Source organism: Mesorhizobium sp. M7A.F.Ca.CA.002.09.1.1 (assembly GCF_003998555.1).
In the GTDB taxonomy this organism is placed as follows: domain Bacteria; phylum Pseudomonadota; class Alphaproteobacteria; order Rhizobiales; family Rhizobiaceae; genus Mesorhizobium; species Mesorhizobium ciceri.
The window spans coordinates 1-9,422 of sequence record NZ_RZRR01000109.1; the positions used below are offsets into that span (position 1 = coordinate 1).

Sequence of the window (9,422 nt, forward strand, 5' to 3'; positions counted from 1 at the left end):
CCGCGCGCTCGAACTCGCCGGCCGCATCAAGCCCGACCTCTCCATACGGCTGGCCAGGCGGCTGATCACAACGAATACGCTGCTTGGCGTCAATTCCAGGGACAGACTGGGCTCGCGCCTGCGCCGCGACGCCTTCCGGTGGATTCAGAGATTGGCCAAGGCCAGGCCGCAAGTAGCCTGACTTGACGTCAATCCAGGGTGCCGCGGATCAGCGCCGCAGCGTCAGCCGGGCGCGCGCCTACTTCGAGCTGGAAGGTCGGCACCGCATTGACCAGCCCGGCGATGGTCGCCAGCCTGCGCTTCTGCATCGGCAGCAGCCCGGTCATGCCGGTGCGGACATTGTCGACTGCCAGCGCCACCATCGCGTCGGTCCTGGCCATGGCGACGAGCCGGGTCTGCCCGTCGGCGGAACGCGCCAGGTGCAGAAGCGCCGCCACCGGCCGGGCGGATGCGTTTTCCACCCGGATGATACCGCCCAACCGTTCTAACGAGACCGGCTGTTCGCCGTTGCGATCCCACGTCTGGCCAAGGCATGGCGCCACCTGCGGGATCATTTCGGCAGTCTTCCGGTGGATTTTGACGGCGCGCGGCAAGCCCCAGGCTACAACCTTGCCCGAAGCGACATTCAGGATCATGGCGTCGTCGGAGCAGAGGCCAAAGCCCTGTGTTGCCAGCGCCAGCGACGTCGTGGTCTTGCCGGTGCCGCTCGGGGCGTGGATCAGCACCACCGCATCGCGGTCAGGCAAGGTCAGCCCGGCCGTATGCAGCATATGCTGGCCACCGGCGTCGAGCGCGGCATCCAGGACCAACATCGACGGCGTCCAGGCGGCTTTCGTACCGGTGCTAATCCGGAGTTCGGCCCAACCTTCCCCACCATTGATCGCAACGGTTTGGCGCCCGGGAAAGACCAGATGGACAATGCCGCCATCCTCGATCATCCGGCAGGGACCATCCTCCGGCACCTCGCCATCGAAGACCAGGGATCCATTGGGTGTCTCGTCCAGCGTGTCTGTTTCGGTGATCTCAAGACGAAAGTCCGGCGCGACGGGTTCCCCTATGCGCAGGCTGCCCAGCATCCGGTCGAAATCCTGCCACAGCTCGGAGCGCTCGGCCGATATGCCAAGGATCAGGCCGTTGAGGCCATAGCAGGCTGAAGGTCTGGTCAAGCGGGACGCGCCTTTACGGCATCGGCATGATGACGATAGATCTCGACCATGCCGGGAAGCTTGTCGCTGACCACCGGCTTGCCGTCGAGGCAGACCCAGCAATGCGCCGATAGACGCTGCGCTTGCATCGACTGCGGTTCGACGCCGAAGCGCAGGTCCGGATCGAAGCCGGCTAGTCGCAGGAAACGATGACCGAGCAGACCTTCCCTCAAGCACCTGCGGTCACGCATCAGCCAGGGGTGGCGGACCGTGCGGTTGACGCTCTCGACGATGTAGGCGGACGGCAGACCGCGATAGGGCGTCGACGAGGCGAGCGGCGCCCATCTGAGCACCTCCTCGAAGCTCCGGTTGGTGACAAGGACCGGCATCAGCCGCGCGCTCGCCCAGAGATGGCAGCGAAAAAGAGCGCGCAGGAGCGGGCCGTCAGCCATCAAGCACCTGGCGCGGCGAGGATACCTTCCGAGATCAGATCCGTGGCCAGTGCCGCCATGTCCTGATCGAGCGTCCCCTTGTCGACCTCGAACTCCTCGCACAGCAGGTCGACGATCTGGTCGAGGTTGCGCGCGCCGTCCACCTTGTCGAGAAAGGCTTCGGTCGTGCCGTTGCATGTATAGAGCTGGCCGCTGCGCGCCAAAAGCACGACTGCGCCATCGCCCACATGCTGCACCGAGGCATCCTCGGCCAGCCGCAGAACGGTTCCAGAGACTATTTCCACCACGCCCCCTCCAAGCCATGCTCATCCCGGAAATCAGATAGCGCGGAGGTGGAGCGCTGTCTATCGGCCGATCACGGGAGCCCGGTGCACGGACCAACGGCCTTGCTGACAGATTCTCCGCGCCAGTCGCGTTAGAACCTGCTCGGTTGCGTCTTCCCGGCCGCATTCGGCCCAGAAATAGTTATCGATGAAACGTGACAAACAGCGGGCTGCCGGCAGCGGACGTTGCATTTCTTCCCCTAAGTAAGGTAAAACCTGCCTGGGTATTGGGGAGATAGCGTATGCGTTACAATTGGGAGCGAGCTCCGACGAGCTTCGAACGTCATAGAAAAGCGCTGGCGACAGCCATTTTGATCGCTGGCGGCATTGGCCTCATGCTTGTGGCCCTGCCGATCTAGAAACAACCTTCAGACAGATCGGCTGCCAGCGCTTGGGCGTGACCTCTCAGCGTGGCTCCCCGGTCACCGCGAGGAAGCGGCGATCGCGCCCCTCGAAACCCTGGCTGAAACGCTGCACCAGCACAACGATCACCGCCGGCTTGCCGGCCGGGGTAAGTTCGTAGGATTCCGACAGGCTGTAGGAGGTCGGGCAGTTTCTTGAGCCCGGCACGGTCTTGTCCTCGTGCAGGATCTTGAACGGCTTGCCGTCCTGGCCTTGCAGCGTCAGCCGGAAGCCGAGTGCCTTGCCAGATGTGTCGCGCTGCTCCGTCGTTGCGAAACTCGCCGAACAATCGCTCGTGCTGGCTGCCAGGATCTCGTCGAGCTGGATGGTCGAAACGCCCGTTTCGCCATGGAGCGGCGACAGCCATTTCTGCGACACCTGTTCGAGGCGGGAGATGTCGTTGTAGGCAACCATTTCACCCGGAAAGGTGAATTTGTCGGACGCTGTCTGCTCGGCTGGGGATGTGATTGCATAATGGGCGAGAATGGGCGCCGCCTGAGCGGCGGCCTGCGCCCTCGCCTGCTCCAGCGTCAGTGTCGCCTCCTCCGTCTCATCGACGACGAGGATCGGCTTACCGCCAACGAACCGATCCGTACGGGTATCGATGACGTCGATCTCAGACCAGCCGGAGTCCGAGGCGCCGGCGTCGAGCGTTCCATATTGCTCGAAGGCGAAATAAGCGCCATCCGGCGAAAAGCCGATGATGTGCCGTGCCGCGGCATCGCCGGCTTCAGCGGTTCCGGTGGACATAGCAAGTACGGCGCCCATGACCGATGATAGCGAAAAGCGCCCGATGATCCGCACAGCAGCAGACATCACCACCCCAGTCCCGTCTCGCAGTTCATAACTGCTTGCCCCCAAGCGCCAGGTCGATGCCGTCGTCACAATGGCGTGGATTTGCGGCCAAGGGTAGAGCGCGCTATCTGGAAGGAAGAAAAACATTTCCCGGGGAGGTATGGATGGCTTCACGCTATCACGAGGTCTATGAAGGCTGGAAACGCGATCCGGAACAATTCTGGGCGGATGCGGCCGGCGCCATCGACTGGTATTCGCCCTGGGACAAGGTGTTCGACGCCAATGCCGGTGTCTATGGCCGCTGGTTCACCGGCGCCACCTGCAACACCTGCTACAATGCCATCGACCGCCACGTCGCCGGCGGCCGCGCCGACCAGATCGCGCTGATCCATGACAGTGCGATTGCCGGAACCGTGAAAAAGTTCACTTATGCCGAGCTGAAGCGCGAGGTCGTCGCGCTGACTTCGGTGCTGAAGAACCGCGGCATCGGCAAGGGTGACCGCGTCATCATCTACATGCCGATGGTGGCCGAGGCGGCCATCGCCATGCTCGCCTGCGCCCGCATCGGCGCGGTGCATTCGGTGGTCTTCGGCGGCTTCGCCTCGCATGAGCTTGCCACCCGCATCGACGATGCCAGGCCGAAGCTGATCATTTCGGCATCCTGTGGCCTGGAGCCAGGCCGCGTCGTTGCCTACAAGCCGTTGCTCGACAAGGCGATCGAGATCTCCCGCCACAAGCCGGACGCCTGCCTGATCCTGCAGCGCGACCAGTTGCGCTGCGAGTTGAAGGAGCATTTCGACATCGACTACGCCGATGCCGTCGCCCGCGAACGGGCAGCGGGCGCCAATGTCGACTGCGTGCCGGTGCTTGCCACCGATCCGCTCTACATCATCTACACATCGGGCACGACCGGGCAGCCCAAGGGCATCGTGCGCGACAATGGCGGCCATATGGTCGCACTGAAATGGACGATGGAAAACGAGTTCGGCGTCAAGCCGGGCGAGGTGTTCTGGGCGGCATCCGATGTCGGCTGGGTGGTCGGCCATTCCTACATCGTCTACGGACCGCTGCTGCATGGCTGCACCAGCATCCTGTTCGAGGGCAAGCCTGTCGGCACGCCCGATGCCGGCACCTACTGGCGGGTGATAGCGGAGCATGGCGTGGTCGCGCTGTTCACCGCGCCGACCGCATTCCGCGCCATCAAGGGGCAGGACCCGAAGGGCGAGTTCATTGCCAAACACGACCTCTCGAAGTTCCGCACGCTGTTTCTTGCCGGCGAGCGCGCCGACCCGGAAACCATCAAATGGGCGGAGCAGAAGCTGAATGTGCCTGTGGTCGACCATTGGTGGCAGACAGAGACCGGCTCGCCGATGACGATCAATCCCGCCGGCCTTGGCCTGCTGCCGGTGAAATACGGCTCGCCCGGCGTGCCGATGCCCGGCTACGACATCCGCGTGCTCGACGATGCTGGCCATGAGGTGAAGCGCGGCACGCTGGGCAATGTGGTGATCAAACTGCCGCTGCCGGCCGGCTGCCTGCCAACGCTGTGGAATGCCGATCAACGGTTCCGCCAAGCCTATCTCGACGAGTTCCCCGGCTTCTACAAGACGGCGGATGCCGGCATGGTCGACGAGGACGGCTATCTCTACGTCATGGCCCGCACCGATGACATCATCAATGTCGCCGGCCACCGCCTGTCAACCGGCGCCATGGAAGAGGTGCTTTCGGCCCATCCCGATGTCGCCGAATGCGCGGTCATCGGCATTGCCGACGCCATGAAGGGCCAGGTTCCGCTGGGCTTCGTGGTGCTGAATGCGGGTGTGACCCGCGATATCGGCTCCATCGAGAACGAGGTGGTCGGCCTGGTGCGCGAACGCATCGGCCCGGTCGCCGCCTTCAAGACGGTGGTGACGATCAAGCGCCTGCCCAAGACGCGATCGGGCAAGATCCTGCGCGGCACCATGCAGAAGATCGCCGACAAGGAGGAATGGGCCATGCCGGCAACCATCGACGATCCGGTCATCCTCGACGAGATCACTGCGGCGCTGAAGGAACGTGGGATCGGCCTTTGAGCCACTGAAGGTGGGCCGCGGACGACCTTTTCGATCGGCAAGCAATACTTTTATTGTGCGACGCAGCAATGCACCCTAAAGTCGTTCGCGGGGGGCCATCGACAAAGGTCGCATGGCTCAGCAGAAGATTACATTTGGCGGCGTCGACATCCTGCGCTTTCTCGCCGCCGTCATGGTCATGGTCTACCACTATGGCTTCTGGGTGTGGGCGTATCCTGACGGTGTTTCGGCGCGCGCCACGGGCGGCGTTCCCCCGCAGCCGGCAATAGGCGCCTGGGTCGAATCCGGCTGGGTCGGCGTCCAGATCTTCTTCGTCATCAGCGGCTTCGTCATCGCCTTCAGCGCCGAAAGGTCGACACCCCTGCGGTTTTTCGAAGCCAGGGTGAAACGGCTGGCGCCGGCCGTGTGGATCTGTGCGCCGGTCACTGCGGCGGTGCTTTTGATCGTCGGCCTCAGCTGGCCGACCGATGCCGTCGTCAGGCTCGTCCGCACCGGCCTGTTCGCCCCTTACGCGCCATGGGTGGACAGCGTCTACTGGACGCTCGGCATCGAGATCGCCTTCTATGCCGTCGTCTGGACCTTGCTGCGGCTCGGCCGCTTCCATCTAATGGAAATTGTGGCGCTCGCCATCGGCCTGGTCAGCGCGCTGTTCTGGTGCCTCTACTGCCCGCTCGACTGGGCCGACCTTGCCGAAACACGCACGCTCGACCTGCTTCTGGTGCATCACGGCGTGTTCTTCGCCACCGGCGTCATGCTGTGGCTGATGCGCTTCAAGGCGGTGACAGCCGCCCGCCTAGCCTTCTGCGCCCTGTTCCTGGCCGGTGGTGTGCTGCAGATCGCCAGTTCGGTCGACGTTCATATCCTGAAGGTCGGGCGTGATATGCCCTTCGCCCCGCCGATCCTCATCTTCCTCATAGGCATCGCGCTGATGGCGTGGTCGCTGCGGCTCGACCTCTCCTGGAGCGGCTGGCGCCGGATCGGGCTGATGACCTATCCGCTCTACCTGCTGCACGATGTCGTCGGCGCGGCCCTGCTCGGCATCCTGGTCCGCGCCGGTCTGCCGCATCTGTTCTCGATGGCGGTCGTCGGCGCGACGATGATCGCGGCAAGCTGGCTAGTGGCGACCGAGGCCGAACCACGCATCCGGCTGCTGCTCGACCATACCGTTTTCCGTTATCGGCTTAAGGCAGCCTGACGACGGTCCGGCAGACCGGCCCGGCCGCCGACCTAAAGCATGTCGCGCCTGAGCGGATTCAGGCCCACCCCAGGCCTTTGTTCCACGGATCGCTCTCCCAAAACGGAGCTCACTTCCGAGCGACATGCATTGGCGGTGCCGACCCGGCGCAGCTGCATTTTCCACGATTGCGGAATTCTTCGTTTCGGGCATGATAACAGGCACTTATGCCTTCGGCATGAGAGCTTGCCTCGAGACGCCCGGCACGTGACCCTGTTCCAGCGAAAACCCCGCATCGCGGCGCGTCCGCGCCTCGATATCGATATGCAGGACGCTGTCGTCTATGCGATCGGCGACGTGCATGGCTGCTACAAGGAACTCCGCGCGCTGGAGCAGAAGATCCTGCTCGATTCGCTGCGCTTCCAGAGCCGCAAGATCATCGTCATGCTTGGCGACTACATCGACCGGGGGTTTCAGTCGGCGCGGGTGCTCGATCACCTCCTGGCGCCGCCGCCGAAAGGATTTCAGCGCATTTGTCTTGCGGGCAACCACGAAGTGGCAATGCTGAACTATCTCGACGGAAATCTGTCCCGCGAACCCTGGCTGGCGACGGGCGGCCTGCAAACCCTGTTTTCCTATGGCATCGATCCGGCGCGCCTCACCAGCCTCTACGGGAGCAGCGCGCAGATCGACCGGCGCATAAGGGAGATCATTCCGGACGATCACGTCAGCTTCCTGCGCGGGCTGCCGATCATGGTCCGTTCGCGGAAGTTCGTGTTTGTCCACGCCGGCATCAGGCCCGGCGTCGACCTTGCGGCGCAAACCGACCATGACCTGATCAACATCCGTTCGGACTTCTTCGAGGCAACGCACCTGCTCGACCGCTGGGTGGTGCACGGGCATACGCCGGTGGATGTCCCGAAGCTCGAAGGGCGCCGGCTCGGCATCGACACGGCCGCCTTCCAGAGCGGACGCCTGACCGCCGTCAGGATCGCCGACAAGCAAGGCAGGCTGATCTTCTCCTGACGCGCAACGATATTCAGGTGTGCTGGCCTGAAGATCGATACACTTCAGAGTGGACCCACTCGCGCAAAGGTCGACGTCAGACCGGCGCCTTGCCGCGCACTTCCGACTTTTCCAGATAGTAGCTCGAATATTTATCGAAGAATTTTTCCGAACCGCCGAACGAGCCGTATTTGGCCAGTTTCTTCAAATCGACCTTGTTCAGCACCGCGCCGACGATCTTGTTGGCGACATAGGGTTCGGATTCCAGCATCGACCTGACCATCGCGCGCGGGGTGCGCCCCCACTCGGTGACCAGTACAAAACCGTCGACCAATGGCGCGAAGGCCTTGGCGTCGACCACCGGTCCGAGCGGCGGCAGATCGACGACGATGTATTCGAACGTCTCCTTGGCGTTCTCGATGAAGCGCCGCATGCCGGCCGAGGAGAGAAGTTCGCTGGTATGCGAGAAGTGACCGCGCAGCACCGCCGGGATGATCGCCAGCTTCGTCTGCCTGTCGATCTTGCCGACGGACTGCCAGGTCTGGCCGCCGACCACCGCTTCCATCAAGCCCTGCTCGGTTTCCATGCCAAGGCCTCGGCTGAGGCCGGGATTGCGCAAGTCGCCGTCGATCAGCAGCGTCTTGGAGCCATTGGCGGCAAGCAAGCCGGCGAGATTTGCCGCGACCGTCGACTTGCCCTCGCCGGGAAGCACCGAGATGATGCCGATGACGCGGCTGCCTTGCCCTTCCATCACGACGTCGAAGGCGATCTTGGCGCTGCGCAGCGTTTCGGAGAACATCGAGGCTGGAGAATCGATGCTGACCCGCATGCGCGCCCGCTTTTCGGCTGAAGACAGCGATTGGGTGGTCTTGGCGTCCACCTGGGTCTCGCCCGGCTTTTCTTCCTTGCCGAGCTTGCCGCCGATCGTCGGCAGGTAGCCGAGGAATTTCAGGTTGACGCGGTCGCGCACGTCCTCGCCGGTCCTGAAGAAGCGTTCGTTGAACTCGTTCAGGCCACCAAAGCCGGCGCCCATCAGCAGGCCAAGCACCAGCGAAAGTCCGAGCACGACGATGGTGCGCGGGCTTGAGGCCGTCATCGGCATCGACGCGTCGGAGATGATGCGGATCTTGCCGACCGGGAAGGACTGCTGCTGCGCGGCTTCCTCGTAACGACCCAGGAATGTCTGATAGAGCGTGGTGAGCGCCGTCGCCTGCTGATCGAGTTCACGCAGCTTGACTTGCGTCTGGTTGTCGACGGAACTCTTGCCTTGCGCGGCCGCGACGTTGGCCCTGAGCGCGGTCTCGCGTGCCTGCGCCACCTCATATTCGTTGCGATAGCTTTCGGTCAGCTGCTTCAGCTCGCCGAAAATCTGCGTCGATATGTCGGCCTTCTCCTTGGAGAGAGCCACCGCCTGCGGGTGCTCGGGGCCGAAATTCGCCTCGACGTCCTGCAGCCGCTTGGCCACTGTGAGGTAGCGGGTCTTGAGCGCCGATATGACCGAGCTGCTTGGCTGGTCGCTCGATATGGCGGCATCCTTGAAAGCGTTTTCGGAGCCGCTGTCGACGATGGCCTTGTACTGCTGGTAGCGGGCGCTGGCGCGTGCGGTGTCGGCCTGCGCCACGATAAGCTGGGCGTTGAGGTCGGAAAGCTGCTTGTCGCTCATCAGCTGGCCATCGCTGTTGGCGGCCAGCCCATGTTCGGCCCTGAATTTCTCAACCGCGAGCGAAGCTGCCTGCGAGCTCTGGCGCAACTCCGTCAACCGGCCCTGCAGCCAGACCGCAGCCCGCTCGGTGGCATCGAAGCTGGCATCGAGCTGATCGGCGAGATAGGCATCGGCATAGGCCTTGGTGATGGCGTTTGCCAAGGCCGGATCCGTCGCCTGATAGCCGAGCGCGATGACGTAGCTTCGGCCGACGCGTTCCGCCCGGATCTCGTTCTGCAGCTTGAGGATCGCGTAGTCGCGGCGCGACGTGGCGATCAGCGCATCGCGGGCGGCCGGGTCGAGCTTGCTGAAGTCAGCGCCACCCGGCATGGAAGAGCTGGGGCGGACATAC

At 63.5% G+C, this 9,422-nt stretch carries 8 protein-coding genes and 1 pseudogene; 4 read left to right on the forward strand and 5 right to left on the reverse strand.

The annotated features are described in order from the left end of the window. A pseudogene (locus EN994_RS07450) lies at window positions 1–181 on the forward strand (hypothetical protein); the annotation flags it as partial. Between the two features lie 7 nt (window positions 182–188). On the opposite strand, the gene EN994_RS07455 reads toward EN994_RS07450, so the two are convergent. The 4 genes from EN994_RS07455 to EN994_RS07470 form a co-directional block, all read right to left on the reverse strand. Next, a complete protein-coding gene (locus EN994_RS07455; RefSeq protein WP_063169892.1) occupies window positions 189–1,166 on the reverse strand; it encodes a hypothetical protein in 978 nt (325 codons plus the stop codon). Further along, window positions 1,163–1,597 (reverse strand): lasso peptide biosynthesis B2 protein, encoded by a 435-nt coding sequence (locus tag EN994_RS07460; RefSeq protein WP_063169891.1) that lies wholly within the window; start codon window positions 1,595–1,597, stop codon window positions 1,163–1,165. Before EN994_RS07460 ends, EN994_RS07455 begins: the two co-directional genes overlap by 4 nt. Continuing rightward, entirely contained in the window at window positions 1,597–1,884 is a 288-nt protein-coding gene (locus tag EN994_RS07465; protein ID WP_032898709.1) for a PqqD family protein, read from the reverse strand. The genes EN994_RS07460 and EN994_RS07465 overlap by 1 nt, the downstream gene beginning before the upstream one ends. A gap of 441 nt (window positions 1,885–2,325) precedes the next feature. Continuing rightward, complete coding sequence (locus EN994_RS07470) at window positions 2,326–3,072, reverse strand: DUF2259 domain-containing protein (protein WP_244514258.1); 747 nt, start codon at window positions 3,070–3,072, stop codon at window positions 2,326–2,328. A 209-nt stretch (window positions 3,073–3,281) separates the two neighbouring features. On the opposite strand from EN994_RS07470, the gene EN994_RS07475 reads away from it, so the two are divergent. The 3 genes from EN994_RS07475 (at window position 3,282) to EN994_RS07485 (ending at window position 7,389) form a co-directional block, all read left to right on the forward strand. Then, the gene (locus EN994_RS07475) at window positions 3,282–5,189 is read left to right on the forward strand and encodes a propionyl-CoA synthetase (RefSeq protein ID WP_063169890.1); all 1,908 of its coding nucleotides are present in this window, start codon (window positions 3,282–3,284) and stop codon (window positions 5,187–5,189) included. Window positions 5,190–5,301: 112 nt separating this feature from the next. Beyond that, on the forward strand, window positions 5,302–6,384 hold the full coding sequence (locus tag EN994_RS07480; RefSeq protein ID WP_063169889.1) for an acyltransferase: 1,083 nt from the start codon (window positions 5,302–5,304) through the stop codon (window positions 6,382–6,384). Window positions 6,385–6,630: 246 nt separating this feature from the next. Continuing rightward, window positions 6,631–7,389, forward strand: coding sequence for a metallophosphoesterase family protein (locus tag EN994_RS07485; protein WP_013528097.1), 759 nt, complete (start codon window positions 6,631–6,633; stop codon window positions 7,387–7,389). A 76-nt stretch (window positions 7,390–7,465) separates the two neighbouring features. On the opposite strand, the gene EN994_RS07490 is transcribed toward EN994_RS07485, so the two are convergent. Continuing rightward, window positions 7,466–9,422: polysaccharide biosynthesis tyrosine autokinase (locus EN994_RS07490; RefSeq protein WP_127307463.1), on the reverse strand; the 1,957-nt coding region annotated here is incomplete at its 5' end.

Coding starts and splice junctions, on each gene's coding strand:
- EN994_RS07460 (WP_063169891.1), bottom strand. CDS start 1,597: ATGGCTGACGGCCCGCTCCTGCGCGCTCTTTTTCGCTGCCATCTCTGG.
- EN994_RS07470 (WP_244514258.1), bottom strand. CDS start 3,072: ATGTCCACCGGAACCGCTGAAGCCGGCGATGCCGCGGCACGGCACATC.
- EN994_RS07475 (WP_063169890.1), top strand. CDS start 3,282: ATGGCTTCACGCTATCACGAGGTCTATGAAGGCTGGAAACGCGATCCG.
- EN994_RS07480 (WP_063169889.1), top strand. CDS start 5,302: ATGGCTCAGCAGAAGATTACATTTGGCGGCGTCGACATCCTGCGCTTT.